We start from the raw sequence: 22350 nt of genomic DNA, 5'->3' as shown, positions 1-22350 counted from the left end.
CGCGGGCGGACGCGGAACGGCGGGCGGACGCGGAACGGCGGGCGGACGCGGAACGGCGGGCGGACGCGGAACGGCGGGCGGACGCGGAACGGCGGGGCCCGTTCCCCCGGGGCCCCGCCGTTCCGCGCCGCACATCGGCATAGGTACCCGGTCCGCACCGGCCGCCCCGTGTCGGCGGTCCGGACCGGGTCCCCGTCCGTGCTCCCCAGTCTGTCGTTCGCCCAGGTGGGGGCCATCCGCGCGCGTACTCATTTCCGCGACTAGGTACGCGTACTCACGCGAAGCGGACGGCGCCCCCAGTTCTACGCCGTCCCGGCACCCCCGCGGCACCGCCGATCGGGGGTCACCCGGGGGCCGGGGCCGGCCGCCCCGGCCCGCCCCGGGGCTCCCCCTCAGCGGTTGCCGCTGACCCTGCCCCGCAGCAGCAGCGACAGCGCCGAATGCACGTCGTCCAGCGACCGCTCGCTCTGGAACGACTGCCAGTCCAGGGCGGCCACCAGCACCATGCCCACCATCGCGGCGGCGGTCAGCGGCACGTCGATCTCCGCGCTCAGCTCCCCCCGCTCCACGCCCTCGCGCAGCACGGTCTCCACGACGGCCACCGCCTCCCGCCGGACCACCATCAGCGTGGACTGCCACGCCCGGTTGGTCCGCCACAGCTCGGCGACGTACAGCTGGGTGAAGGCCGGGTACCGGTCGATGAACACCAGCCCCGCCCGGATCATCGCGTCGAGCGCCTCGACCCGGGTGCCGCCGCGCCCCTCCGTCTCCTCGGCCGCGTCGCGCAGCGAGGCCGTCAGCAGCCCGACCCCGTGCCTCAGCAGCTCCTCGAAGAGTTCGTTCTTGCTCGCGAAGTTGTAGTAGACGGTGCCCTTCGCGACCCCCGCCCGCTCGGCGATCTCGTCGACCGTGGTCGCGGAGAAGCCCTGCTCGGCGATGAGGGTGACGGCCGCCTCGTAGAGCTTCTGGCGGGTCGCCTGCCGGCGGCCGCCGCCGGTACCGGTGCTGCTGCGTTCCATGGCGCTGATTCTCACAGGTCAACCGATCTCCACGGGCCCGGTCACTACAGGCTCAGTTCGGGGTGCAGCCGGTCCATCGTCCACACCTGCTTGCCGCGGGCGGCGAGCGCGGTGAGGGCGAGCGATCCCGCGGTGAACGCCGCCAGGACGGCGCAGCCCTGCCAGACCGGGGTGAGGTCCCCGCCGGTGATGAGGCGGCGCAGGCCCTCGACGATGTACGACATCGGCAGGTACGGGTGGATGGCGTTGAAGAACCCCGGACTGGTCTGGACGGGGTACGTACCGCCGGCCGAGGTGAGCTGGAGCATCAGGACGGCGAGGACCAGGATGCGGCCGGCGGCCCCGAACTTGGCGTTGAGCCACTGGACGATCGCCGCGAAGCAGCCGGTGACCAGGAAGAGGAAGCCGATGGTGAGGGCCGGGCGGGCCATCTCCAGGCCGAGGCCCCAGTGGAGTACGGACATCAGCGCCCCCACCTGTGCGGCGCCGAGCCCTGCCACGGGCAGCCAGCCGGCCAGGGCGATCCGCCAGGGGGAGGCGCCGGCGGCCAGCGCCCGCTTGTTCATCGGCGCGATCAGCATGTAGGCGACCATCGCGCCGACCCAGAGGGAGAGCGGGATGAAGTACGGCGCGAAGCCGGTGCCGTAGTTGGGCGCCTTGTGCAGGGACTGGTTGGCGAGCTTGACCTGGTCGGCCATGACCTCGGTACGGGCGTCGCGCTGCTGCCGGTCGTAGTCCGGGATCTTGTCGACGCCCTGGTGCAGGCCGTCGGCCAGGGCGCCGTTGCCGTCGACGAGCTTGTAGATGCCGCCGTCGAGGCTGTGCGCGCCGTCGCCGATCTTGCCGACTCCCGCGCCGATGGCCTCGGAGCCGTCGGTGGCCTTGCCGAGACCGGTGTGGAGCTGGGCCATGCCGGTGGCGACCTTGTGGGCGCCTGTGTTGAGGGCGTTCGCGTCGGCGACCGCCTGGTCCAGCTTGCCGGCGATGCCGGGGGCGCCCGCAGCGAGCTTGCGCGCCTGCTTCTCCAGGTCGGTGAGCTGCGTGCGCAGGCCGGCCAGATCTCCGCCCGAGTCCTTGACCAGCGTGTCGACGTCGCCGGTGAGCTGGGCGGCCTCGGCGGTGGTGTCCTTCAGCTTCTTCAGGTCGGCGCAGGCGACCGGCAGCGGCTTGGCGGCCGCGCCCGTGCAGGTGCGGGTGTACGTGTCGGCCGCCAGGGCCGCGGCCTGCTTGCTCACCCTGGCGGCGGCGGGGGCCTTCTTGCCGATCGTCTCCAGGTGGTTGTTGACGACCCGGGCGGTGTCCGCGACGAGCAGTGCGGCGTCGGAGAGCTGCTTGGGGTTGTCCAGGTAGGGGCGGACCTGGGAGGCGGTTCCGTTGATCTTGTCCGCGATCTGCTGGGTGCCGGCGGCGACGTCCTTCGTTCCGGTCTCCAGCTTGCCCGCGGCCGTGTCGAGCTTCGTCAGCCCGCCGGTCAGCTCGCCGTTCTTCTCCTCGACCGTGTCGAGGTTGTCGGCGATCTCCTTGGCCCCCTGCTGGGCCTTGCTCGCGCCGTCCTTGAGCTTGTCGGCGCCGTCGGCGGCCTCGGCGGTCTTGTCGTGCAGGTCGGAGAAGGAGACGAAGATCTTGTCGAGGAAGCCGCGGGAGGCGTTGGTGGACGCCGCCGAGCGGACCTCGGCGAAGACGGTGCGGGAGATCGAGCCGACGATGTAGTTGTTGGCGTCGTTGGTGCGCACCTGGAGGGCGCTGGTCGCGGGGTCCGCGCCGGAGCTGGAGGCGATCTTCGTGCTGAAGTCGGCGGGCATGGTCAGGGACAGGTAGTACGTCCCGTTCTCCAGGCCCTTGGCCGCCTCCTCGGCGCTCACGTCGTGCCATTCGAAGGTCTTGCTGGCGTGCAGCTTCTTGGTGATCTCGCTGCCGGCGTCGATGCGGTTGCCTTCGACGGTGGCGCCCTGGTCGGCGTTGACGAGCGCGACGGGGACCTTGTCGAGTCGGCTGTACGGGTCCCAGAAGGACCAGAGGTACAGGGCTCCGTAGAGCAGCGGCAGCAGGAGCAGTGCGACGAGCGCGGCCCGGGGCAGCTTCCCCCGCCCGAACCGCTTCAGCTCAAGCGCGGCCAGTTTCGGCGAGCGCATCGTCCGCCCCCTTCGTGGTGTCTTCGGTCTCTTCGGTCGCCGCGGTCGCCGCGGTCTCTTCGGTCGCCGCGGTCTCTTCGGTCGCCGCGGGCTTGCCGTCCGTGCCCGGCTCGGCGCTCTCGCCGGCGCCCGTGCGCAGGACCGTCACGCCGTCCGGCGCCTCGCTGCACACCGCGAGGACGGTGGTCCCGGCGGCGGCGATGGAACGGAGCAGGCCCCAGGCCTCGGCGCGTTCGGCGTCCGAGAGCTTGAGGTCCAGGTCGTCGAGGGCCAGCAGGCGCGGTGCGCCGAGCAGGGCGATGGCCACGGACAGCCGGACCGCCTCCAGCCGCTCCAGGTCGCGTACGGAGGTGCGCGGGCCCTTGGGCAGGGTCGCGAGGTCCAGCCCGGCGGCGGCCAGGGCGGCGTCGATCCGCGCCCGTGCGGCGACGCGGCGTTCACCGCGCGGGCGCAGCAGGGCGCGGACGGGGCCCTCGTAGCGGCGCTGGAGCAGTGCGCCCTCGCGCAGCTGCTCGGCGACGGTGAGGGACTGGTCGAGCTCGTTGACCCCGGTGACCGGGCCGAGGGCGGCGATCCGGCGGACCGCGGCCATGTGCCGCGGCAGCCGGTGGCCGGCGACCTCGGCGTGGCCCTCGGTGGCCTTCATGCGTCCGGTGAGGGCGAGGACGAGGCAGGTCCGGCCGCTGCCGGAGGGGCCTTCGACGGCGATGAGCGAGCCGGGCTCCGCGTCGAGGCGCACTCCCCGGAACACCCAGCCGCGCGGGCCCTTGAGTCCGAAGTCCTCGGCCTTGACGGCCGCTCCGTGCGGGCTGTCCACGCCGTCCCCCCTTCTTTTGAACTGACTGGTCAGTTCAAAAACTAGCACCTCTGGTGACACCTCACCTGCCCAGGGGGGCAGTTGACAGACGGGCGGGGACAAAGCCGCAGGTCAGCATGATTGTCAGTGGCGACCGTCACGATGGGGGTAGGAACAAACACAGACACAGCAGTACGCAACGACAGGAGGTTCGTCATGGCCACACCGTCCCCGTCCCCTGTCCACCCCGTCCCGCGCAGGTCGGCAGCTCCGCCGGCCGCGCTCGATCTGCTCGCCAAGGCCCACGCCGGCCTGGCCGAGGCCGCCCGGCTGGACCGGCCGGGCGAGCGGTACGCCACCGCCCACCTCGCCGCGCTGCGCACCGCCGCGGCCGTGCTCGCCGCGCGCGGGAATCCGGAGCCCACCGGCGGGCGGCGCCGGCCCCGGATCCGAAGCGCCTGGGACGTACTGCCGGAGATAGCCCCGGAGCTGACGGAGTGGAGCGCGCTGTTCGCCTCCGGCGCCGACCGCCGGGCGCGGGCCGAGGCGGGGATAGCGGACGCGGCGACGGTCCGGGACGCGGACGATCTGGTGCGCGCCGTGGAGATGTTCCTGCGGCTGGTGGAGCGGATGCTCGCCCTCCAGCCGGTGGCGCCGACGCTGCCGCAGCCCCGGCCGGAGCATCCGGACGCGGGCTGAGCTGGGCGGGGTGACCGGCACGGCTTCGTGCAGGCAATAGGGTGGGGCTCGCATCTCCCACCCTTGTCGCGCCGAGGAGCCATCAGCCGTGTCGGACACTTCCCGCCCCCGCGCCTCCCTTCGCACCGCCGTGGTGTGGGAGGTCCTCAAGGAGGCCCTCGACCGCCGGGTGAAGGCGACCGGGCGGGATGAGCTGGACGTGCTGGACACCGGCGGCGGCACCGGCAAGTTCGCCGTGCCGCTGGCCCGGCTGGGCCACCGGGTGACCGTGGTCGACCCCAGCCCGAACGCGCTGTTCGGGCTGGAGCGCCGCGTCGCCGAGGAGGGCGTGGCCGACCTGGTCCGCGGGGTCCAGGGCGACGCCCAGGGCCTGCTGGAGGTCGTCGAGCGCGACGCGTACGACGTGGTGCTCTGCCACGGCGTGCTGGAGTACGTGGACGACCCGGCCGAGGGTGTGGCCAACGCCGTCGCCGCCCTGCGCGCCGGCGGCACGCTGAGCCTGCTCGCCGCGGGCCTCGGCGGGGCCGTGCTGGCCCGCGCCCTCGCCGGCCACTTCACCGAGGCCCGTACGGCGCTCACCGACCCGGCCGGGCGGTGGGGCGCGGGCGACCCGGTGCCGCGCCGCTTCACCGCCGAGCAGCTCGCCGCGCTGGTCGGCGGGGCCGGCCTGGAGGTCGGCTCGGTGCACGGGGTCCGCGTCTTCGCCGACCTCGTCCCCGGCGTCCTGGTCGACACCGAGCCGGGCGCCGTCGAGGCCCTGCTGCGGCTGGAGGAGGCCGCCGCCGAGCTGCCCGCCTTCCACGCCGTCGCCACGCAGCTGCACGTACTGGGCCAGAAGCGTCCCGCCGGCGAGAGTGCCTGATCTGCGGAGTTCCGCTCAGGGAGTACGCCGGACACCCTCCGTTCAGACGCCCGGCCCCGTATGATCGTGCGCAAGGACCGGCATGGTGGATGGGCCAGTGGGGAATAAGCGCCTCAGTGACCGCCCACCCGGCGGTACGGTTCACGCAAGGATGTGTTCGGGCGGCGCCTTTCGGGGTGGCGCCCTTTCCCGACCGTGTTTTGGAACCTGGCGTTGAGGGCGGGTGTCACGGGGGCGATTCCCCGCCTATCCTGAAGGGGACCCCTGGTCGCTACCCCCCGCGACCGACGGATGAGGAGGACTCCCGTGCCGCTCTCGGAGCACGAGCAGCGAATGCTCGAGCAGATGGAGCGAGCGCTGTACGCCGAAGATCCCAAGTTCGCGACAGCGCTTGAGGGAAGCGGACTGCGCACGTACACCCGGCGACGGGTCTACCAGGCAGTCGCAGGCATTGTGGTGGGTATCGCGCTCCTCATGACCGGTGTGATCATTCCGAACGTACTCTGGGTCAGCGTGGTGGGATTCCTCGTCATGCTCGGCTGTACGGTCCTCGTGGTCACCGGTTGGCGCAAGGCACCCAAGCCTGGCGAGCAGCCCGTCTCCGGCAGTGCAGGCGGTTCGGCCCACGGCCGCAACCGGCAGCGTCGGTCGATGATGACCCGCATCGAGGAGCGGTGGCAGCGCCGCCGCGACGAACAGGGGCAGTAGGCCCCCGCAGACATGGGTGAGGGGACGGCCGCCGCACGGCGGCCGTCCCCTCACGGCTCTGCAGCGCCGATCCGCCCCGTCCTCCCGATCGCCCCTGCCGCGGCCCGGTCCTGCGGCATGATGGCCCGGTGAGTGTGCTCCCCCTGGTCTTCACCAGCGGCTGGGCCAGTGGGATCAACGCCTACGCCGTGGTCCTCCTGCTCGGCGTCTTCGGCGCGACCGGACTGACCGACGAGGTCCCGGCTTCCCTCCAGCGCACCGACGTGCTGATCGTCGCCGGCGTGCTGTTCCTCTGCGAGGCCGTCGCCGACAAGATCCCGTACGTGGACTCCGTCTGGGACGCGGTCCACACCGTGATCCGGCCGGTGGCCGGGGCGGCGGTCGGCGCCCTGCTGGCCGGCCAGAGCGGCTCGCTCTCCGACATCGCCGCCGGCGCGGTCGGCGGCTCCACCGCGCTGGCCAGCCATTTCGTCAAGGCCGGCACCCGGATGGCCGTCAACACCTCACCCGAGCCGGTCAGCAACATCGTGCTGAGCACCGCCGAGGACCTGGGCGTGGCGGGCATCGTCACCTTCGCGATGTTCAACCCCCAGGCCGCCGCGATCATCGCGGCCGTCCTGCTGGCGGCCGGTCTGGCCATACTCGTCTTCCTGTGGAGCCGGATCCGCCGCTTCCTGCGCCGCCGGGCCCAGCGCCGCGAGGAGAAGCGGCTCGCGGCCGAGGAGCGCGAGGCGGCCGCGAGGGCCGCCGCGCCACCCCGCTGACCCCGGCCACCCCGCTGACCCCGGCCACCCCGCTGACCCCGGCCTCTCCCCCCGACCTGACCTGCTCCGGTCTCCCCCGATCCCGCTCGATAAGGTCATCCGCATGGCACGAATTGCGGTGATCGGCGCCGGCATGGGCGCGATGGCCACGGCGGCCCGGCTGGCCGTGGCGGGGCACCAGGTGACGGTGTACGAGCGCGGGTCCACCCACGGCGGCTCCGTCGGCCGCCACGAACAGGACGGCTTCGCCTTCGACACCGGGCCAGGTCTGCTGCACCTGCCCGCCGTCTACCGCGACCTGTTCGTCAAGACCGGCAAGCGGCCCCTGGAGGACTGCGTCGAGCTGGTCCAGGTCGACCCGGCCGTCCGGCACGTCCTCGCCGACGGCACCGCCGTGACCCTCCCGGGCGGCTCGCGCGGCGGCGCCGCCACCGTCCTCGACCAGGCCTTCGGCCCGGGAGCCGGAGAGCGCTGGAACGGGGTCCTGGGCCGCGCCCGGGACGCCTGGAACGCCACCCGGCGCCCCCTGCTGGAGGAGCCGCTGCGCCCCGACTGGCAGGTGCTGGGCGGGGACCCGTACCCGGCGCTGCGCAAGAGCGGCCTGCTGCGCCGCCGCCCGCCGACCCTCGCCGAAGTGGCCGACCGCGAGCTGGGCGGGCAGCTCGGGGAGCTCCTCGCCGCGCGGGTACGGGCGTACGGGATCGACCCGGCCACCGCACCCGCCTCGGCGGCCGTGCTCCCGTACATGGAGCAGACCTTCGGCAGCTGGTACGTGCGCGGCGGCATGCGGGCCCTGGCCACCGCCGTGTACGAGCGCTGCCTCGAACGGAAGGTCGCCTTCGTCTTCGACGCGCCCGTACGGGAGGTCCTGGAGCGGGAGGGCCGGGCGGCCGGGCTGCTGCTGGCCGACGGCTCCGAGGCGGCCGCGGACTTCGTGGTGTGCGGGGTCGACCCGCGGCAGCTGCGGGCCCCGCTGCCCGCCGGCGGCGTCCCGGCCCGCGGGCCGGAGGTGGCCGGCCGGATCACCCTGCTGCTCGCGCTGCGCGGAGCCCGCCCCGCGGACGCCGTCCACCGCACCCTGGTGCACTCCCCGGACACCCAGCTGACCGTGCTGCGCCCCGACGACCCCGCCGTACGGCCCGACGCGGACCACGAGGCGGTCACCGTGAGCGCCCCGTGCGGCCCCGGGAGCGCCCCGGCGCCCCGCGCGGAGGCGCTGCTGGACCTGGCGGCCCGGGCCGTGCCCGGACTGCGCGAGCGGCTGCTGTGGAGCCGCGAGCGCACTCCGGCTGACATCGAGGCGGACACCGGCGCGCTGGGCGGCGCGGTGCCCCCGCCGGCGCTCGCCGGGGCCGGCGGGGCGATGCTCTACCCCGCCAACACCACCGCCCTGCCCGGTCTGTTCCTCGCGGGCGGCTGGGCGCACCCCGGCGGCGGGCTGGCGCACGCGGGGATGACGGGGGCCCTGGTGGCCGGGCTGATCGTGGAGGGTGCGGAGTTCCGCGGCTCCCAGTGACGCCGGAGCCCCCGGGGAGGAGTTCCTCCGGGGGCCCACCACGCGCGTCGGTGCCCGTCGCGCCTCAGTAGCGGTACTGCTCGTACTCGCCGGTGCCCTGGTACGGGTACTGCTGCGGTTGCTGCTGCTGCGGGTACGGGTTCTGCTCATCGCCCGGGTAGCCCGGTGCGGCCCCGTCGGTGGACCGCTGCTGCGGCACCCACACCCCGCCGGGCGGGGTGTCCATCGAGTACTGCTGCTGCCCGCCCGCGCTCGCGTACGGGTCGCCGGCCGAGTAGTCGGCGTACGGGGCGTAGTCGTACGGCTGTTGCGGGATCACGGCCCCGCCGGTGCCGATGTACGGATCCGAGTAGGCGGCGTAGACCTGCTGTTCGCCGCCCGCCGGGTAGCCCGCGGAGTAGTCGTAGCCGCCCTGGCCCTGCGGGTCGTAGCCCTGGCCGCCGTAGGAGGCGTACTGGTGGGCGTCCTGCTCGGCCGTGGCGAACGGCGAGGCGAACGGCGCCGTCCGGCCCGCGTCGGCCGTGGGGGCGAAACTCTGTATCCCGTACGAGCCCGTGTCCTCGGGCAGCGGCTCCGGGCTGTAGAACTCCTCGCCCGTGGAACGGAACTGCGGCTCGGCCTGCTCCCGGCCGGACGCGTCGGCCCGGTCGCCGCCCTCGCCGTCCGGCGCCGTGCCGTCGGCCCCGTACTCCAGCCCGGTCACCTCAAGCGCGGGCTCGGGGCGCGGACCGCCCGCCCGCCGGCGCCGGGTCTGCTTCCGTACGGGCTCACCGCCGCGGCGCAGCGCCCAGCCGGCCTCGAAGCCCTTGCGGAAGGAGAGCGTGACCAGGGTCTGGCCCACGGCGAACGCGGCCGCGCCGAGGCCGATGACCGGCACCGACGGCAGCACCACCCCGGCGACCACACCGAGGAACCCGGCGAACGCGAGCAACCGCCAGCGCAGCCGGGCCTTGTACTGCATCAGGACCTCGGCAAGCAGCCACAGCGCGACGAAACCGAACGCGATGTAGAGGACCGTCATTCCCATGCGTGGCACCTCTCGGTACGGCCGACCGCCCAGGAAACGGGAGCCGGCCGATCAGGCCCGCTGGTGCAGGCCCAGGTTCTCGTAGATCTCGAGAGTCGCCGTGGAATTGTTCAGCGTGATGAAGTGCAGCCCCGGGACACCCTCGGACAGCAGCCGCGCGCAGAACTCCGTGGCGAACTCGATCCCCATGGAGCGTACAGCGGCCGGATCGTCCTTGACGGCGAGCATGCGCTCTTTCACGGCCGCAGGGAAGACTGCGTTGCTCAGTTGGGGCAGCCGGTCGAGCTGCTTGATGCCCACAACAGGCATGACCTCGGGGATGATCGGGGTCTCGCAGCCCGCCTTCTGGGCGCTGTCGCGCAGCCGCAGATAATTCTCCGGATCGAAGAACATCTGGGTGATCGCGTAGTCGGCACCGGCGCGGCACTTGTCCACGAAGTGACGGATGTCCGTGTCCCAGTCTTCCGAGCGCGGGTGCATCTCGGGGAAGGCGGCGACACCCACGCAGAAGTCGCCGGACTCCTTGAGCAGGCGCACGAGGTCGGCCGCGTAGTCCACGCCCTCGGCGTGCTTGACCCAGGGACCCATGGGGTCGCCCGGCGGGTCTCCGCGCAGCGCGAGCATGTTGCGGATGCCGGCGTCGGCGAACTGCCCGATCACGTGGCGCAGCTCGGCGACCGACTGGTCGACCGCGGTGAGGTGCGCGACGGGGGTGAGGGTGGTGTCGGCGGCGATCTGCTGGGTGGCCTTGACGGTGCCGCCCCGGGTGGAGCCGCCGGCCCCGTAGGTGACGGACACGAAGCTCGGGCCGACGGCCTCGATCCGGCGCAGCGCGTTCCAGAGGTTGCGCTCGCCCTTCTCCGTCTTGGGGGCCCAGAACTCGAAGGAGTACGACTTGCCCCCGGACGCCAGCAGGTCTCGGACCGTGCGTGCACGGTCCGTACGGGTGGAAGCGGTTCCAAGGGCCATACGGGCAGGTTAGACGCGCCTTCGCGGTCTCCGAAGCCGTGTCCGCCTTTTGGACACGTTTTTGGACACCCGCACGGACGGCCGCCGATGTCTTAGGCGGAAACGCGCTCCCGGACCCGCTTGGCCAGGTCGGCGGCGGCCGCGCCCGGGTCGGAGGCCTCGGTGAGCGCGCGGACGACCACGATGCGGGTGGCTCCCGCGTCGAGGACCTCGTCGAGGTTGCCGGCTTCGATGCCGCCGATGGCGAACCAGGGGCGGGCGGGGGCCAGCGAGGCCGCGTACCGGACCAGCCCGAGCCCGGGGGCGTGGCGGCCGGGCTTGGTGGGGGTGGGCCAGCAGGGGCCGGTGCAGAAGTAGTCCACGCCCGGCTCGGCGACGGCGGCGTCGACCTCGGACTCGGCGTGGCAGGACCGGCCGATGAGCACGGACTCGCCGAGGATCGCGCGGGCGGCGGGCACGGGGATGTCGCCCTGGCCCAGGTGCAGGACGTCGGAGCCGATGGCGTGGGCGACGTCGGCGCGGTCGTTCACCGCGAGGAGCTTGCCGTGCCGGCGGGCGGCCTCGGCGAACACCCGCAGGTGTTCGAGCTCCTCGCCGGCCTCCATGCCCTTGTCGCGCAGCTGGACGATGTCCACGCCGCCGGCCAGGACCGCGTCGAGGAACTCGGGGAGGTCGCCCTGCCGCTTGCGGGCGTCCGTGCACAGGTAGAGCCGGGCGTCGGACAGCTGCTGCATGGGTGTTCCCCCCCTGGTGGTGGCGTACGGGCCCGGGCGGGCCCGTACGCCGGTGGATCAGCCGGTCAGAGGGCGAGCGCCTGAGCGCGGCGCTTCACCTCCGTGCCGCGATTCTCGCTCAGCGCCTGCGCGGGGGTGCCGGGCAGGGTCGGGTCCGGGGTGAACATCCACTCCAGGATCTCCTCGTCGGAGAAGCCGTCGTCGCGGAGCACGGTCAGCAGGCCGGGCAGGCCCTTGACGATCTTGTCGCCGTCGATGAAGGGGGCGGGCACCTGGAGCGAACGGTTCTCGCCCCGGCGTACGGCGATCAGCTGACCTTCCTTGACCAGCTGGCGGACCCGGGTCACCTCGATGTCGAGCATCTCGGCGATGTCGGGTACGTACAGCCAGGCGGGGACAAGGGCGTCGATCTTTGCGTCAATCTCGGTCACGGGCACAAGCCTGCCACCTCGGACCGACACCCGGTACCCGAGCCGACCCGTCCGGGGCCCCGCGGGCCGCCCGGGCGGGCCGCCGGCCCGGGCGCCCGTACCGGCGCCGGGGCCACCACCCGGGCGGGCCACCGCCTAGACCAGCGCCGATTTCAGCGGGACCGCGGGATCCGCGATCCTGGCCGGATCCACCGGGGCGCCCGTCTCGATCAGCTTCCGTCCCTGCGCCAGGTCGCGCGGCCGGCCCACCGCCAGGACCGCGGCCAGCGCCCCGGCCCGCAGCCAGCACACGGACCAGCCCGCCTCGGCCGGGTCCCCGCGCCACACCAGCTCGTCGGCGCCCGCGTGGTGGCCCGCGTACTGGACGAACCGCCCGAACTGCTCCGACCAGAAGTACGGCACCGGGTCGTAGACCTGGAGCGCCTTGCCCGCCACGATGTTCGCCGCGACCACCCGCGGCCCCTGGAGGGCGTTGTCCCAGTGGTGGACCAGCAGCCGCGCCCCGTAGCGGGCCGACGGGAACGACGCGCAGTCGCCCACCGCGTACACCCCGGGCAGGCCGGTCCGCAGGTACTCGTCCGCCGTGACCGCGCCTTCCGGCCCGAGCTCGACCCCCGAGCCGGCCAGCCACCGGGTCGCCGGCCGGGCCCCGATGCCCACGACCACGGCGCCCGCCGGCAGCTCCCGCCCGTCCGCGAGCACGACCCGTCCGGCCTCCACCGAGGAGACCTTGGCGCCGGTCAGCAGCGCGGCCCCGGCCTGCTCGTACCAGTGGGCCATGGGGGCCGCGACCTCGGCGGGCAGCGCCCCGGCCAGCACCCGGTCGGCCGCCTCGACCACGGTCACCGCGCAGCCCGCCTCGCGCGCCGCGGTGGCGAACTCGGCGCCGATCCAGCCCGCCCCGACCACCACGGTCGCCGGAGTCCGCGCCAGCACCGGCCGCAGCCGGGCCGCGTCGTCCAGGGTGCGCAGCAGGTGCACGCCGGGGACGCCCTCGGACCCGGGCAGGGTCAGCGGTTCGGCGCCGGTCGCCAGGACGAGGACGTCGTACGGGACCGGCCCCGCCTCGGTGTCCAGCTCGCGCTCGGCCGCCCGCAGCCCGGTGACCTCCACCCCGAGCCGGAGCACGATGCCGAGCCCCTCGAAGTCCACGTCGAACGCGGAGTCCTCGGCCTTGCCGAGCAGCACCGCCTTCGACAGCGGCGGCCGGTCGTAGGGCTGGTGGGGCTCGGCGCCCAGCAGGGTGATCGGGCGGCGCCACCCCTGCTCCCGCAGCGCGACCGCGGTCTGCACCCCGGCCATTCCGGCGCCGACGATGACGACGCCGCTCTGAGTCTGTTCCGTCTGCTCGCTCACACCGCCCAGCCTAGCGATCTGACGCTTCGTCAGGAACAGCGGCTCGGCGCGGCCGCCGGGGAGGCAGCCTTACCCGCCCCCGGCGGCGGGGTTAGGCTGGCGCCCGTACCTATCGCGGGAGTCCGGGCGCACCGGGCTGAGAGGGAGGCTGAGCGGCCTCCGACCGTACGAACCTGATCCGGGTCATGCCGGCGAAGGGAGGGGCTGGACGCCCATGCACTCATCTCTGAACGGATCCGACCCGGGATCCCCGGGGGCCGGGGGCTCCGCAGGATCTCCGGGGTCCATCGGGTCCCCCGGATCCCCAAGGTCCTCAGGGTCCGACGTCCTCGTCATCGGGGGCGGGATCATCGGCCTGGTCACCGCCTGGCGGGCGGCCCGGCACGGTCTGCGGACCGTGCTCGCCGACCCGGCGCCCGGCGGCGGCGCCGCGCAGGTCGCGGCCGGCATGCTCGCCGCCGTCACGGAGCTGCACTACGGCGAGGAGACCCTGCTCGGGCTCAACCTCGCCTCCGCCGCCCGCTACCCGGAGTTCGCCGCCGAGCTGGCCGAGGCCAGCGGCGGAATGGACATCGGACACCGCGCCTGCGGCACGCTCGCCGTCGCCCTCGACGCCGACGACCGGCTGCACCTGCGCGAACTGCACGCCCTCCAGCGCCGCTGCGGCCTGGAGTCCGAGTGGCTCACCGGCCGCGAGTGCCGCCGCCTGGAGCCGATGCTGGCCCCGGGAGTACGGGGCGGCCTGCGCGTGGACGGCGACCACCAGGTCGATCCGCGCCGGCTGGCGGCCGCGCTGCTGGCCGCGTGCGAGCGCGCCGGGGTGGAGATCCGCCGGGCGGCCGCGGAGCGGCTGCTGACCGCCGCGGACCGGGCCGTCGGTGTACGGCTCGACGACGGTACGGAGCTGCGGGCCGACCAGGTGGTGCTGGCCGCGGGCTCGCTCAGCGGCAAGCTGGCCGGCGTACCGCCGCGGGCACTGCCTCCCGTACGGCCCGTGAAGGGCCAGGTGCTGCGGCTCGCGGTGCCGGCGGCGTACGCGCCGTTCCTCTCGCGAACGGTACGGGCGGTGGTCCGCGGCAGCCACGTCTACCTGGTGCCGCGCGAGAACGGCGAGCTCGTCATCGGGGCCACCAGCGAGGAACTCGGCTGGGACACCACGGTCACCGCGGGCGGGGTGTACGAACTCCTGCGCGACGCGCACGAACTGGTGCCCGGCATCACCGAACTGCCGCTGACCGAGACCCGGGCCGGTCTGCGGCCCGGCTCCCCCGACAACGCCCCGCTGCTCGGCCCGACCGAACTGCCCGGCCTGCACCTGGCCACCGGCCACTACCGCAACGGGGTGCTGCTGACCCCGCTCACCGGCGACGTGATGGCGCAGCTGCTCACCACCGGCACGGTGCCGGAGATCGCCCGCCCGTTCACCCCGCGCCGGTTCTCCGCCGCACGTCAGGAGTCGTACGCATGACCATCTCCGTCAACGGCGAGCCGCGCGAGATCGCGGCCGGCACCACCCTCGACGCGGTGGTCGCCACCTTGACCGCGGCCCCGTCCGGGGTCGCGGCCGCACTGAACGAGACCGTCGTCCCGCGCGGGCAGTGGCCGCTCACGCCGGTGGGCGAGGGCGACCGGGTCGAGGTCCTCACCGCCGTACAGGGGGGCTGAGCACGATGGCTGACGACGCTTTCCAGCTGGCCGGGCGGACCTTCTCGTCCCGCCTGATCATGGGCACGGGCGGGGCGCCGAGCCTGGACGTCCTGGAACGGGCGCTGGTCGCGTCCGGTACGGAGCTCACGACGGTCGCCATGCGGCGGCTGGACCCGACGGTGCAGGGCTCCGTCCTGTCGGTGCTGACGAGGCTGGGCATCTCCGTACTCCCGAACACGGCGGGCTGCTTCACGGCGGGCGAGGCCGTACTGACCGCGCGCCTGGCGCGGGAGGCGCTGGGCACCGACTGGATCAAGCTGGAGGTGGTGGCGGACGAGCGGACGCTGCTGCCGGACGGGGTGGAGCTGCTGGACGCGGCGGAGACCCTGGTGGACGAGGGCTTCACCGTCCTCCCCTACACCAACGACGACCCGGTCCTCGCCCGCAAGCTGGAGGACGTGGGCTGCGCGGCGATCATGCCGCTGGGGTCGCCGATCGGGTCGGGGATGGGGATCCGCAACCCGCACAACTTCGAGCTGATCGCGGAGCGGGCCGGGGTTCCGGTGATCCTGGACGCGGGGGCCGGCACGGCCTCGGACGTGGCGCTGGCGATGGAGCTGGGGTGCGCGGCGGTGATGCTGGCCTCGGCGGTGACGCGGGCCCAGTTCCCGGTGCTGATGGCGGCTGCCATGCGCGACGCGGTGTCGGCGGGCCGGCTGGCACACCGCGCCGGCCGCATCCCCCAGCGCCGCTTCGCGGAGGCCTCCTCCCCCACCGAGGGCCGAGCCACCCTGGACCCGGAACGCCCGGCGTTCTGAACGGGACGGCGGGGGCCCCGGAGCGGCGTTCTTGTCACGGGTGCGCTGCAAGCAGGGGCACCCCGCCCGGCGCCGACGCACCGGCTCGTAGAATCGCCGGGTGGATACGACCCTGGATGACCCCCTCGTCGGGCAGACACTCGACGGCCGCTACCGCGTGGACGCGCGCATCGCGGCCGGCGGCATGGCGACGGTCTACCGGGCCGTCGACACCCGCCTCGACCGCGTACTCGCCCTCAAGGTGATGCACCCGGCGCTCGCCGCCGACGCCGGCTTCGTCGACCGCTTCATCCGCGAGGCCAAGTCCGTCGCCCGCCTCGCGCACCCCAACGTCGTCGCCGTCTTCGACCAGGGCACCGACGGGCCGTACACGTACCTGGCCATGGAGTACGTCTCCGGCTGCACGCTGCGCGACGTGCTCCGCGAGCGCGGCGCGCTCCAGCCCCGCGCCGCCCTCGACATCCTGGAGCCGGTCCTGGCCGCCCTCGGCGCCGCCCACCGCGCCGGGTTCGTACACCGCGACATGAAGCCCGAGAACGTCCTGATCGGCGACGACGGCCGGGTCAAGGTCGCGGACTTCGGCCTGGTCCGCAGCGTCGACACCGTCACCAGCACCACCGGCGCCGTCCTCGGCACCGTCTCCTACCTCGCCCCCGAGCAGATCGAGAACGGCGCGACCGACACCCGCGTGGACGTCTACGCCTGCGGCGTCGTCCTGTACGAGATGCTCACCGGCTCCAAGCCGCACACCGGCGGCACCCCCGCCCAGGTGCTCTACCAGCACCTCCACGAGGACGTGCCGCCCCCGTCGGCCGCCGTTCCGGGGCTGCCCGGCATCCTGGACCAGCTCGTCACGTACGCCACCGCCCGCGATCCCGAGCTGCGGCCCACCGACGCCGCCGGACTGCTCGGGCTGACGCTCGACGCCCGCGCGCTGCTCGGCGACGCCGAGCTGGACGCGGTGCCGCCGCAGGCACGGGCCGAACAGCGGGGCGCGACCGAGGACCGCACCAGCGTGATCCCGCGGCCCGTCACGGCGCAGCCGCCCGTACACCAGACGTCCCGGCTGGAGCGCCCGGAGGCCACGCCCGTACAGAGCCGGTCCCAGGCCCACGCCGAGGCGCCGCCGCCACCGCGATCGCGCGGATCGCGCGGACCGCGCCGCGGCACCCTGCTCGTCATCGCCGGCGTCCTGCTCGCGCTCGGTCTGGGCACCGGGGTCTGGTACATCAACGCCGGCCAGTTCACCAAGGTCCCCAACCTGCTCGGGAAGACCGAGGCGCAGGCCAAGTCCGAGCTTTCGGCGGCCGGCCTCGGCGTGAAGCGGATCGACCGGAAGTTCAGCGACGCCTTCGACCGCGGGACGGTGATGAACTCCGACCCCGAGAGCGGCAAGCGCATCCGCGGCAACGGGGCGGTGGTGCTCACGGTCTCGCGCGGCCCGGAGGTCGTCGTCGTACCGGACGTGAAGGGCAGGCCGCTGGAGGAGGCGAAGGCCGAGCTGGTCAAGAGCGGGCTGGCGCCCGGCATGATCACGCAGGCGTTCAGCCAGGACGTCGCCCAGGGTTCGGTGATCTCCACCAACCCGGACGGCGGGCAGAAGCGGTCGCCCGACACGGCGGTCGCGATCGTGGTCAGCAAGGGCCGGCCGGTCCAGGTGACGAGCGTGGTCGGACGGCCCCTGGACCAGGCGCGGGCCGCCCTCCAGGACCTCGGCCTCAAGGTCGAGACGGCCGCCGAGGAGGTCAACTCGCCGTTCCCGGCCGGTACGGTCGCCAACCAGTCGATCGGCGCCGGCTCCCAGGCCGCGACCGGCGACACGGTGACGCTCACCGTGTCCAAGGGCCCCCGGCAGATCCCGGTGCCGAACGTGACCGGCCTGGAGGCGGACGTGGCCCGCAAGACGCTGGAGGCGGCCGGTTTCAAGGTGAAGGTGGAGCGGCCGCTCATCTCCTTCAGCAACACGGTGGACGCCCAGTCGGTGCCGGGCGGCCAGAGCGCCCCCGAGGGCAGCACGATCGTCGTGCGGACCAAGGGGCTGTAGAGCGATGGACCAGGCCAAGCGCAATCCCGTGGGCGGGCACGTCCCCGTCGCCGGCGGGCTCGCCTCGGTGGGGCTGGCGTACGCGCGGGAGATGGGCGCCGAGGCCGTACAGGTCTTCGTCGCCAACCCGCGCGGCTGGGCCACCCCGGTCGGGAACCCGGCGCAGGACGAGCTGTTCCGCAACCAGTGCGCCGAGGAGTCGATCCCGGCGTACGTGCACGCCCCCTACCTGATCAACTTCGGCTCGCACACCGAGGCGACCGTCGAGAAGTCGGTGGAGTCGTTGCGGCACTCGCTGCGCCGCGCCCGGGAGATCGGCGCGCTCGGGGTGGTCGTACACACCGGCTCGGCGACCGGAGGGCGGCCGCGCGAGGCGGCGTACGCGCAGGTCAGGGAGCACATGCTGCCGCTGCTGGACGAGCTGACGCACGAAGACGACCCGTTCCTGCTGCTGGAGTCCACGGCCGGGCAGGGCTTCTCGCTGTGCTCGCGGACCTGGGACTTCGGTCCGTACTTCGAGGCCCTCGACCACCACCCGAAGCTGGGGATCTGCCTGGACACCTGCCACGTCTTCGCCGCCGGGCACGACCTGGCGGAGCCGGGCGGGACGAAGCAGACGCTGGACCTGCTGGTGGAAACGGTGGGCGAGGGGCGGCTGAAGCTGATCCACGCGAACGACTCGAAGGAGGGCGTGGGCTCCCACAAGGACCGCCACGCCAACATCGGGCAGGGCCACATCGGCCGGGACGCCTTCGCCGAGCTGTTCGCGCACCCCGCGATGGAGGGCGTCCCGCTGATCACCGAAACGCCGGGCGGGAAGGAGGGCCACGCGGGGGACGTGGCCCTGCTGAAGGAACTGCGCGAGCTCCACTGACCACGCCCGGCACGGCCGGGAATACCCCTGGGGGGTATACGGTTCTGTCGTACGCGGGCAGACCGTCACCCGGCGTTCCCCAGGGGGTTGCGATGGACAGCGCACACGGACACGAACACGGACACGGACACGGACACGACGAGCACCGGCACCACGGCGGTGACCACGGTGACCACGGCAGTGACCACGCCGGGGCGAGCTGGGCCACGGCCGCCAGGGCCACGCTCCACTGCCTCACCGGATGCGCCGTCGGCGAGGTGCTCGGCATGGTGATCGGCACGGCACTGGGCTGGGGCAACCTCGCGACGATGATCCTGGCGATCGTCCTCGCGTTCTTCTTCGGCTACGCGCTCACCCTGCGCGGAATCCTCGCCGCCGGCGTTGACCTGCGTACGGCCGTCCGGGTGGCACTGGCGGCGGACACTCTTTCGATCGCCGTCATGGAGCTGATCGACAACGGCGTGATCGCGCTCTGGCCGGGAGCGATGGACGCTCACCTGACGGAGGCGCTGTTCTGGATCGCACTGGCGATCTCGCTCGCGCTCGCCTTCGTGGTGACCACCCCGGTCAACAAGTGGATGATCGGCCGCGGCAAGGGCCACGCGGTCGTCCACCAGTACCACTGACCCGGGGGGCGGGACCTACAGCTCGGGGCCGTCCCCCGGCTCTTCCTGGTACGAGTAGCGCTGCTCCCGCCAGGGGTCGCCGATGTTGTGGTAGCCGCGCTCCTCCCAGAAGCCCCGGCGGTCGGCGGTCATGTACTCGATGCCGCGGACCCACTTGGGGCCCTTCCACGCGTACAGGTGCGGGACCACGAGCCTTACCGGGAAGCCGTGTTCGGCGGTGAGCAGCTCGCCGCCCTCGTGGGTGGCGAACACGGTCCGGTCGGAGGCGAAGTCGGCCAGCCGCAGGTTGGAGCTGAAGCCGTACTCGGCCCACACCATCACATGCGTGACCTGCAGCGACGGCGGCGCCAGGGCGAGTATGTCGCGGGCGAGGACCCCGCCCCACTCGGCGCCCGGCATGCTGAACTTCGTCACGCAGTGCAGGTCCGCCACGACGGATTCGAACGGCAGGGCCGTGAACTCCTCGTGGTTCCAGCAGTGCTTGTCACCGTCGGCGGTGGCCCCGAAGACACGGAACTCCCAGCGGTCCGGCTTGAACTTCGGGACCGGGCCGTAGTGGGTGACCGGCCAGCCGCGCTGCAGCCGCTGCCCCGGAGGAAGCTCCAGTTGCTCTGCTCCCGGAGATTCCCGGCTTTCCGGCTGACCCATGTCTCCATGGTGACAGACGCGGCAGGGTGGTCACGACCAGGTATGCCCCTATACGGGCAACTCACGCCAACTCACACTAAGGAGGCACTTACTGGACGGCCCCCTGCGGCGGTGCAAGGATGCGCGCACTCCCCCAGTCACTGCTGGGGGCGATACCGCGATACCCCCCAGCCCCGTCACGTAGCTGACATTGCCTGGAAGGAGCCTCTGCGATGCAGGGCGACCCCGAGGTTCTCGAGTTTCTGAACGAGCAGTTGACCGGCGAGCTCACGGCGATCAACCAGTACTGGCTCCACTACCGGATCCAGGACAACAAGGGTTGGACCAAGCTCGCCAAGTACACGCGTGAAGAGTCCATCGATGAGATGAAGCACGCGGACAAGATCACCGAGCGCATCCTGATGCTGGACGGGCTGCCGAACTACCAGCGGCTCTTCCACGTCCGGGTCGGCCAGACCCTGACGGAGATGTTCCAGGCGGACCGGCAGGTCGAGGTCGAGGCCATCGACCGCCTCAAGCGGGGCATCGAGGTGATGCGCGGCAAGGGCGACGTGACCTCGGCGCGCCTCTTCGAGGAGATCCTGGGGGACGAGGAGCACCACATCGACTACCTCGACACCCAGCTGGAGCTCATCGAGAGCATCGGTGAGCCGCTCTACATCGCGCAGCTGATCGAGCAGCCGGAGAGCTGAGCCGCGGGCTCACGCCCTCTGCGGCCTCTGCGGCCGACCCCTGCGGCCTCCGCCGAGCCCTACGCGGCTTCCGCGAGCTCCGGGTCGACGGCGAGCACGGCGGCCGCGTTGCCCTTCTCCAGCAGCTCCCGGCGCGGGCAGGCCCCGCGGCCCAGGATGCCCTGGATGGTCCGTACGCAGGACCCGCAGTCGGTGCCGGCCTTGGTGACGGAGGCGATCTGGCGGGGGGTGCAGGCCCCGGCGGCCGCGTGGTCCTTGACCTGCTTGTCGGTGATCCCGAAGCAAGAGCAGACGTACACGCGGTTCACCTCCCTGACAGGAATGGTTTCTGCAGCCATCCCGTATTCGGTGAGGCTTACCTAACCGTACCCAAAGTGAGGCTTGCCTAAAAGCCCTGGAAACGACTGTGGGGCACGGATCACATCGATCCGTGCCCCACAGTCGTAGGTACCTACGTACTGATCCGCTTACTGGTCGCGGTACATCTCGGCGACGAGGAAGGCCAGGTCCAGGGACTGGCTGCGGTTGAGCCGCGGGTCGCAGGCCGTCTCGTAGCGCTGGTGCAGGTCGTCGACGAAGATCTCGTCGCCGCCGCCCACGCACTCGGTGACGTCGTCACCGGTGAGCTCGACGTGGATGCCGCCCGGGTGGGTGCCCAGCGCCTTGTGGACCTCGAAGAAGCCCTTGACCTCGTCGAGCACGTCGTCGAAACGGCGCGTCTTGTGGCCGGAGGCGGCTTCGAAGGTGTTGCCGTGCATCGGGTCGGTCACCCAGGCGACCGTCGCGCCCGAGGCCGTGACCTTCTCGACCAGCTCGGGGAGCTTGTCGCGGACCTTGTCGGCGCCCATGCGGACGACGAAGGTCAGCCGGCCCGGCTCGCGCTCGGGGTCCAGGCGGTCGATGTACGTCAGCGCCTCGTCGACCGTGGTGGTCGGGCCGAGCTTGATGCCGATCGGGTTGGCGATCTGCGAGCAGAACTCGATGTGCGCGTGGTCCAGCTGGCGGGTGCGCTCGCCGATCCAGACCATGTGGCCGGAGGTGTCGTACAGCTTCCCGGTGCGGGAGTCCGTACGGGTCAGGGCGCCCTCGTAGTCGAGCAGCAGCGCCTCGTGCGAGGCGTAGAACTCGACGGCCTTGAACTCGGCCGGGTCGGTGCCGCACGCCTTCATGAAGTTCAGCGCGTTGTCGATCTCCCGCGCGAGCTGCTCGTAGCGCTGCCCGGACGGGGAGGACTTCACGAAGTCCTGGTTCCAGGCGTGCACCTGACGCAGGTCGGCGTAACCACCGGTGGTGAAGGCGCGCACCAGGTTCAGCGTCGACGCGGACGCGTGGTACATGCGCTTCAGCCGCTCGGGGTCCGGGATCCGGGCCCCTTCGGTGAAGGCGAAGCCGTTGACGGAGTCGCCGCGGTAGGTCGGCAGGGTGACGCCGTCGCGGGTCTCGGTGTCCTTGGAGCGCGGCTTGGAGTACTGGCCGGCGATGCGGCCGACCTTGACGACCGGCACGGAGGCCGCGTACGTCAGGACGGCGCTCATCTGGAGCAGCGTCTTCAGCTTGGCGCGGATGTGGTCGGCGGACACGGCGTCGAAGGCCTCGGCACAGTCGCCGCCCTGCAGCAGGAACGCCTCGCCCTTGGCGACGGCTCCCAGACGGGCGCGCAGCTGGTCGCACTCACCCGCGAAAACGAGGGGAGGATACGACTCGAGGTCCGCGACGACAGCGCGCAGTGCCTCGGCATCGGGGTACGAAGGCTGCTGCGCCGCGGGAAGGTCTCGCCAGGTCGCCTTGGCGGCGGGGGCTTGGGTTTCAGCGTTCACGGTCACCCCGTACACATTACGGCGTCCCGGGCCTGGTCCAGGCCGGTGCCCACTCCGTGAGACGGGTGTCTCTGCGATCGTGTGCGCTCGCAGGCGGGCTCGCCGATGGGCTATCGTCGGCGGCATGTACGCGCACTCGAACCAGAACTGGTGGTGGCCCGCTCCCGGCGG

At 72.8% G+C, this 22350-nt stretch carries 23 protein-coding genes and 1 riboswitch; of the genes, 12 read left to right on the top strand and 11 right to left on the bottom strand.

Features of this window, described 5'->3' with window-relative positions; translation table 11 throughout:
• Nucleotides 1–392 precede the first annotated feature (392 nt).
• From ACFYXV_RS22935 to ACFYXV_RS22925, 3 genes are read right to left on the bottom strand one after another with little or no spacing between them, the layout of a single operon-like run.
• Nucleotides 393–1019, bottom strand: coding sequence for a TetR/AcrR family transcriptional regulator (locus ACFYXV_RS22935; RefSeq protein ID WP_383344100.1), 627 nt, complete (start codon nucleotides 1017–1019; stop codon nucleotides 393–395).
• Nucleotides 1020–1063: 44 nt separating this feature from the next.
• Nucleotides 1064–3151, bottom strand: a complete 2088-nt coding sequence (locus ACFYXV_RS22930; protein ID WP_389383871.1) for a YhgE/Pip family protein — start codon at nucleotides 3149–3151, stop codon at nucleotides 1064–1066.
• The gene (locus tag ACFYXV_RS22925; RefSeq protein WP_389383870.1) at nucleotides 3123–3968 is read right to left on the bottom strand and encodes an ATP-binding cassette domain-containing protein; all 846 of its coding nucleotides are present in this window, start codon (nucleotides 3966–3968) and stop codon (nucleotides 3123–3125) included. Before ACFYXV_RS22925 ends, ACFYXV_RS22930 begins: the two co-directional genes overlap by 29 nt.
• Nucleotides 3969–4163: 195 nt before the next feature.
• Here ACFYXV_RS22925 and ACFYXV_RS22920 point away from each other — a divergent pair, with 195 nt between their 5' ends.
• The 5 genes from ACFYXV_RS22920 to ACFYXV_RS22900 all read left to right on the top strand — a co-directional run bounded on the left by ACFYXV_RS22920 (nucleotide 4164) and on the right by ACFYXV_RS22900 (nucleotide 8496).
• Nucleotides 4164–4646: an SAV_6107 family HEPN domain-containing protein gene (locus ACFYXV_RS22920; protein WP_385475311.1), complete on the top strand. Its 483-nt coding sequence runs from the start codon at nucleotides 4164–4166 to the stop codon at nucleotides 4644–4646.
• A gap of 88 nt (nucleotides 4647–4734) precedes the next feature.
• Entirely contained in the window at nucleotides 4735–5508 is a 774-nt protein-coding gene (locus ACFYXV_RS22915) for a methyltransferase (RefSeq protein ID WP_385475309.1), read from the top strand.
• Nucleotides 5509–5814: 306 nt separating this feature from the next.
• Nucleotides 5815–6216 (top strand): DUF3040 domain-containing protein, encoded by a 402-nt coding sequence (locus ACFYXV_RS22910; RefSeq protein ID WP_030156028.1) that lies wholly within the window; start codon nucleotides 5815–5817, stop codon nucleotides 6214–6216.
• Between the two features lie 128 nt (nucleotides 6217–6344).
• Nucleotides 6345–6980 carry a DUF4126 domain-containing protein gene (locus tag ACFYXV_RS22905; RefSeq protein ID WP_389383869.1) on the top strand — a complete coding sequence of 212 codons (636 nt, stop codon included), beginning with the start codon at nucleotides 6345–6347 and terminating at the stop codon, nucleotides 6978–6980.
• 103 nt (nucleotides 6981–7083) lie between these two features.
• A complete protein-coding gene (locus tag ACFYXV_RS22900; protein ID WP_389383868.1) occupies nucleotides 7084–8496 on the top strand; it encodes a phytoene desaturase family protein in 1413 nt (470 codons plus the stop codon).
• A gap of 64 nt (nucleotides 8497–8560) precedes the next feature.
• Here the strand turns inward: ACFYXV_RS22900 and ACFYXV_RS22895 are convergent, their stop codons facing one another.
• The 5 genes from ACFYXV_RS22895 to ACFYXV_RS22875 form a co-directional block, all read right to left on the bottom strand.
• A complete protein-coding gene (locus ACFYXV_RS22895; protein ID WP_389383867.1) occupies nucleotides 8561–9523 on the bottom strand; it encodes a hypothetical protein in 963 nt (320 codons plus the stop codon).
• Between the two features lie 51 nt (nucleotides 9524–9574).
• Nucleotides 9575–10492 carry a methylenetetrahydrofolate reductase [NAD(P)H] gene (gene metF, locus ACFYXV_RS22890; RefSeq protein WP_383344076.1) on the bottom strand — a complete coding sequence of 306 codons (918 nt, stop codon included), beginning with the start codon at nucleotides 10490–10492 and terminating at the stop codon, nucleotides 9575–9577.
• A 92-nt stretch (nucleotides 10493–10584) separates the two neighbouring features.
• Complete coding sequence (gene thiE / locus ACFYXV_RS22885; protein ID WP_383344073.1) at nucleotides 10585–11226, bottom strand: thiamine phosphate synthase; 642 nt, start codon at nucleotides 11224–11226, stop codon at nucleotides 10585–10587.
• Nucleotides 11227–11291: 65 nt separating this feature from the next.
• Nucleotides 11292–11657: an Rv2175c family DNA-binding protein gene (locus tag ACFYXV_RS22880; protein WP_030863625.1), complete on the bottom strand. Its 366-nt coding sequence runs from the start codon at nucleotides 11655–11657 to the stop codon at nucleotides 11292–11294.
• Nucleotides 11658–11792: 135 nt separating this feature from the next.
• Nucleotides 11793–13013, bottom strand: a complete 1221-nt coding sequence (locus ACFYXV_RS22875; protein ID WP_383344067.1) for an NAD(P)/FAD-dependent oxidoreductase — start codon at nucleotides 13011–13013, stop codon at nucleotides 11793–11795.
• Nucleotides 13014–13117: 104 nt separating this feature from the next.
• A riboswitch (TPP riboswitch) is annotated at nucleotides 13118–13230 on the top strand.
• Here ACFYXV_RS22875 and thiO point away from each other — a divergent pair.
• The 6 genes from thiO (at nucleotide 13228) to ACFYXV_RS22845 (ending at nucleotide 19022) form a co-directional block, all read left to right on the top strand.
• Nucleotides 13228–14481 carry a glycine oxidase ThiO gene (thiO, locus tag ACFYXV_RS22870; protein WP_389383866.1) on the top strand — a complete coding sequence of 418 codons (1254 nt, stop codon included), beginning with the start codon at nucleotides 13228–13230 and terminating at the stop codon, nucleotides 14479–14481. It overlaps the preceding riboswitch by 3 nt.
• Nucleotides 14478–14678, top strand: coding sequence for a sulfur carrier protein ThiS (thiS, locus tag ACFYXV_RS22865; RefSeq protein ID WP_030156043.1), 201 nt, complete (start codon nucleotides 14478–14480; stop codon nucleotides 14676–14678). Before thiO ends, thiS begins: the two co-directional genes overlap by 4 nt.
• Nucleotides 14679–14683: 5 nt before the next feature.
• Nucleotides 14684–15478, top strand: coding sequence for a thiazole synthase (locus tag ACFYXV_RS22860; RefSeq protein WP_385475297.1), 795 nt, complete (start codon nucleotides 14684–14686; stop codon nucleotides 15476–15478).
• Nucleotides 15479–15578: 100 nt separating this feature from the next.
• Complete coding sequence (gene pknB, locus ACFYXV_RS22855; protein WP_385475295.1) at nucleotides 15579–17522, top strand: Stk1 family PASTA domain-containing Ser/Thr kinase; 1944 nt, start codon at nucleotides 15579–15581, stop codon at nucleotides 17520–17522.
• Between the two features lie 4 nt (nucleotides 17523–17526).
• Nucleotides 17527–18396, top strand: a complete 870-nt coding sequence (locus ACFYXV_RS22850) for a deoxyribonuclease IV (RefSeq protein ID WP_385475293.1) — start codon at nucleotides 17527–17529, stop codon at nucleotides 18394–18396.
• A gap of 92 nt (nucleotides 18397–18488) precedes the next feature.
• Entirely contained in the window at nucleotides 18489–19022 is a 534-nt protein-coding gene (locus ACFYXV_RS22845; protein WP_389383865.1) for a DUF4396 domain-containing protein, read from the top strand.
• A gap of 15 nt (nucleotides 19023–19037) precedes the next feature.
• On the opposite strand, the gene ACFYXV_RS22840 is transcribed toward ACFYXV_RS22845, so the two are convergent.
• Nucleotides 19038–19670: a sulfite oxidase-like oxidoreductase gene (locus ACFYXV_RS22840; protein ID WP_389383864.1), complete on the bottom strand. Its 633-nt coding sequence runs from the start codon at nucleotides 19668–19670 to the stop codon at nucleotides 19038–19040.
• 212 nt (nucleotides 19671–19882) lie between these two features.
• Here ACFYXV_RS22840 and bfr point away from each other — a divergent pair, with 212 nt between their 5' ends.
• Nucleotides 19883–20362 carry a bacterioferritin gene (gene bfr, locus ACFYXV_RS22835; protein WP_030863600.1) on the top strand — a complete coding sequence of 160 codons (480 nt, stop codon included), beginning with the start codon at nucleotides 19883–19885 and terminating at the stop codon, nucleotides 20360–20362.
• A 59-nt stretch (nucleotides 20363–20421) separates the two neighbouring features.
• Here the strand turns inward: bfr and ACFYXV_RS22830 are convergent, their stop codons facing one another.
• Nucleotides 20422–20661: a bacterioferritin-associated ferredoxin gene (locus ACFYXV_RS22830; protein WP_266630022.1), complete on the bottom strand. Its 240-nt coding sequence runs from the start codon at nucleotides 20659–20661 to the stop codon at nucleotides 20422–20424.
• 168 nt (nucleotides 20662–20829) lie between these two features.
• On the bottom strand, nucleotides 20830–22194 hold the full coding sequence (locus tag ACFYXV_RS22825; protein ID WP_385475286.1) for a class II 3-deoxy-7-phosphoheptulonate synthase: 1365 nt from the start codon (nucleotides 22192–22194) through the stop codon (nucleotides 20830–20832).
• Nucleotides 22195–22350 lie beyond the last annotated feature (156 nt).

It is taken from the genome of Streptomyces sp. NPDC002181, assembly GCF_042890485.1.
In the GTDB taxonomy this organism is placed as follows: Bacteria; Actinomycetota; Actinomycetes; order Streptomycetales; family Streptomycetaceae; genus Streptomyces.
This window is presented reverse-complemented; position numbering and strand designations above follow the sequence as displayed.

What these genes read in the sequence shown, in the direction of transcription:
- ACFYXV_RS22935 (WP_383344100.1), bottom strand. Translation starts at nt 1,019, where the DNA reads ATGGAACGCAGCAGCACCGGTACCGGCGGCGGCCGCCGGCAGGCGACC.
- ACFYXV_RS22930 (WP_389383871.1), bottom strand. Translation starts at nt 3,151, where the DNA reads ATGCGCTCGCCGAAACTGGCCGCGCTTGAGCTGAAGCGGTTCGGGCGG.
- ACFYXV_RS22920 (WP_385475311.1), top strand. Translation starts at nt 4,164, where the DNA reads ATGGCCACACCGTCCCCGTCCCCTGTCCACCCCGTCCCGCGCAGGTCG.
- ACFYXV_RS22900 (WP_389383868.1), top strand. Translation starts at nt 7,084, where the DNA reads ATGGCACGAATTGCGGTGATCGGCGCCGGCATGGGCGCGATGGCCACG.
- ACFYXV_RS22895 (WP_389383867.1), bottom strand. Translation starts at nt 9,523, where the DNA reads ATGGGAATGACGGTCCTCTACATCGCGTTCGGTTTCGTCGCGCTGTGG.
- metF (WP_383344076.1), bottom strand. Translation starts at nt 10,492, where the DNA reads ATGGCCCTTGGAACCGCTTCCACCCGTACGGACCGTGCACGCACGGTC.
- thiE (WP_383344073.1), bottom strand. Translation starts at nt 11,226, where the DNA reads ATGCAGCAGCTGTCCGACGCCCGGCTCTACCTGTGCACGGACGCCCGC.
- thiO (WP_389383866.1), top strand. Translation starts at nt 13,228, where the DNA reads ATGCACTCATCTCTGAACGGATCCGACCCGGGATCCCCGGGGGCCGGG.
- thiS (WP_030156043.1), top strand. Translation starts at nt 14,478, where the DNA reads ATGACCATCTCCGTCAACGGCGAGCCGCGCGAGATCGCGGCCGGCACC.
- ACFYXV_RS22860 (WP_385475297.1), top strand. Translation starts at nt 14,684, where the DNA reads ATGGCTGACGACGCTTTCCAGCTGGCCGGGCGGACCTTCTCGTCCCGC.
- ACFYXV_RS22850 (WP_385475293.1), top strand. Translation starts at nt 17,527, where the DNA reads ATGGACCAGGCCAAGCGCAATCCCGTGGGCGGGCACGTCCCCGTCGCC.
- ACFYXV_RS22845 (WP_389383865.1), top strand. Translation starts at nt 18,489, where the DNA reads ATGGACAGCGCACACGGACACGAACACGGACACGGACACGGACACGAC.
- ACFYXV_RS22840 (WP_389383864.1), bottom strand. Translation starts at nt 19,670, where the DNA reads ATGGGTCAGCCGGAAAGCCGGGAATCTCCGGGAGCAGAGCAACTGGAG.
- bfr (WP_030863600.1), top strand. Translation starts at nt 19,883, where the DNA reads ATGCAGGGCGACCCCGAGGTTCTCGAGTTTCTGAACGAGCAGTTGACC.